Raw genomic sequence first — 2,653 nt, forward strand, 5'->3', positions numbered from 1 at the left:
CCCGGGGAGGGGGCGGCGCCGCGGCGCCGGGCTGGCCGGAATGCCGGCCGCTCCATTGGCGGCCGGGCGGCCGGGATGCAACGGAAATCCCCGGCGCCGCCCCGCGGGCAGCACATGCGACCCATGCGGGCGGTTTCCGCCCCGACGCTGCAACCCTGCGCGGGGCGCAACGATGCCACAGGCGGCGACAAAACCGCAGCGCCCCTGTCAAAGCCGTGACCGCTCCCCTACATCGCGCGCCGAGGGAGACACCGATGACCGAGCCCACCACCCCCGACGCGCTTTCCGGCGGCACCGCGCTGGAGGATCTGTTCAGCGGCTATCGCCGCTTCCGCGATGAGATCTGGCCGGAACGCCGCCGCCTGTTCGAATCCCTGGCCCGCGACGGACAGCACCCCAAGGCGCTGGTGATTTCCTGCTCCGACAGCCGGGTCGACCCGGGCATGGTGTTCAACGCCGCGCCGGGCGAGCTGTTCATCGTCCGCAACGTCGCCAACCTGGTGCCGCCCTACAAGCCGGATGGCGACTACCACGGCACCAGCGCGGCGCTGGAATTCGCCGTCTGCGTGCTGCAGGTGCCGCGCATCATCGTGCTCGGCCATGCCATGTGCGGCGGCGTGCAGGCGCTGCTGCGCGGCTTCCCGGCCGGCGCGCAGGATTTCGTGGCGCCCTGGATGAACGGCATCGCCGCCGAGGCGCGCCAGCGCACCCTGCAATGCGTCCCCGCCGACTCCGCCGAGGCGCAGGCCACCTGCGAGCTGGAGACGGTGAAGCTGTCGCTGCGCAACCTGATGACCTTCCCCTGGGTCGCCAGCCGCGTGGCCGATGGCCGGCTGACGCTGCATGGCGGCTCCTTCGACATCCGCAACGGCGTGCTGTCACGTCTCGCGGAGGATGGCAGCTTCGTCCCCGTCGGCTAGGAAACGGCCCTGGTCAGGGCCGGTTTTTGCCGTATTTGCCTCCCCCTCTTTGAAGCGCCAGCGAAGGCGTGCGGTGCAGCGCAACCGATGCGCCGCTGTAGCGTTCGCTGGTCGCCGCCTGAGGGGGAGTAGCCTGCCGTGAAACGCCGCGATGCCATGCTCGCAGCCTTGTCGCTGTCCACCGTCTTCCTGGCGGAGGAGACGGCGCACATGTCCGAAGCCCGCGCCGCCGCGCCCGAGGAGACCCCGTTCGACTCCGGCACGGTGCGCGAGCTGGCGCGAGGCCTGGCGCAGCAGGCCTACAAGCCGCCGCCGGAGAACCTGCCGCGCGGGCTCTCCGACCTCTCCTACGACCAGTACCGGGACATCCGCTACCGCGCCAACCAGGCGCGCTGGCGGCCCGAGGGGCTGCCCTTCCAGATGCAGCTCTTCCATCGCGGCTTCCTCTACAAGCCGCGCATCGACATGTACGAGGTGGCGGGCGGCGTCTCGCGCCCGATCCGCTACAACACCGAGCTGTTCGACTTCCAGAACATGGAGCGGCCGGCGCAGGAGGATCTGGGCTTCGCCGGCTTCCGCCTGCACGGCCCGATCAACCGCAACGACTATTATGACGAGATCTGCGCCTTCCTCGGCGCCAGCTATTTCCGCGCCGTGGCGCGCGGGCAGATCTACGGCCTCTCGGCGCGCGGCCTGGCGATCAACACCGCCGATCCGAAGGGCGAGGAATTCCCGCTCTTCCGCGCCTTCTGGGTGGAGCGCCCGCGCGAGGGGGTGAACTACATCACCGTCCACGCGCTGCTCGACAGCCCCTCCTGCACCGCGGCCTTCCGCTTCGGCATCCGCCCCGGCCGCACCACGGTGTTCGACGTCGAATCCACCGTCTTCCCGCGCACCGACATGGCGACCATCGGCATCGCGCCGCTGACCAGCATGTTCTGGTTCTCGCCGCTGAACCGCACCGGGCGCGACGACTGGCGCCCGGCGGTGCATGACAGCGACGGGCTGCTGATGTTCACCGGCCGCGGCGAGCGCATCTGGCGCCCGCTGAACAACCCGCGCGACCTGCAGGTCTCGGTGTTCGGCGACGTCAATCCGCGCGGCTTCGGCCTGATGCAGCGCCGCCGCGACTTCGCCGCCTATGAGGATCTGGAGGCGCGCTACGAGAAGCGCCCGAGCCTCTGGGTCGAGCCGATCGGCGACTGGGGCGAGGGCGGCGTGCAACTGGTCGAGATCCCGACCCAGGGCGAGATCCATGACAACATCGTCGCCTTCTGGCGGCCGAAGGACCCGCTGAAGGCGCGCGGCGAATACCGCTACACCTTCCGCCTGCACTGGTGCGACGAGGCGCCGGGCAATCCGGAGCTCGGCCGCGTCACCGCCACCGCCTCCGGCGCCTCCTGGACCCAGGGCGGGCGGCTCTTCGTCATCGATGCCAGGGGCGGGGCGCTGGAGAACCTGCCGGCCGAGGCGAAGCCCGAGCTGAAGGTCAGCGCCAGCCGCGGCGAGGTGCGCAACGCCGTGGCCCAGCGCAACCCGGAGACCGGCGGCTGGCGCATCAGCTTCGACCTGTTCCCCGGCGATGCGCGCGAGGTGGAGCTGCGCGCCGAGCTGCGCGCCGATGGCCAGCCGGTGGCCGAGACCCTGCTCTATCGCTGGACCGCCTGACATGGCCGTGCAGCAGCACGCCGGCACGCCGGCCGCCCCCGTGGCGGCCGGCGTGCCGGCGATGG

The 2,653-nt window shown here is 71.2% G+C and carries 2 protein-coding genes; both read left to right on the forward strand.

What is annotated here, in order from left to right:
* The first annotated feature begins 254 nt into the window (after positions 1-254).
* On the forward strand, positions 255-920 hold the full coding sequence (locus HMPREF0731_RS10475; protein ID WP_007004087.1) for a carbonic anhydrase: 666 nt from the start codon (positions 255-257) through the stop codon (positions 918-920).
* Positions 921-1,076: 156 nt separating this feature from the next.
* The gene (locus HMPREF0731_RS10480; RefSeq protein ID WP_083854493.1) at positions 1,077-2,588 is read left to right on the forward strand and encodes an OpgD/OpgG family glucan biosynthesis protein; all 1,512 of its coding nucleotides are present in this window, start codon (positions 1,077-1,079) and stop codon (positions 2,586-2,588) included.
* Positions 2,589-2,653: the final 65 nt, after the last annotated feature.

Source organism: Pseudoroseomonas cervicalis ATCC 49957, from assembly GCF_000164635.1.
Taxonomy (GTDB): domain Bacteria; phylum Pseudomonadota; class Alphaproteobacteria; order Acetobacterales; family Acetobacteraceae; genus Pseudoroseomonas; species Pseudoroseomonas cervicalis.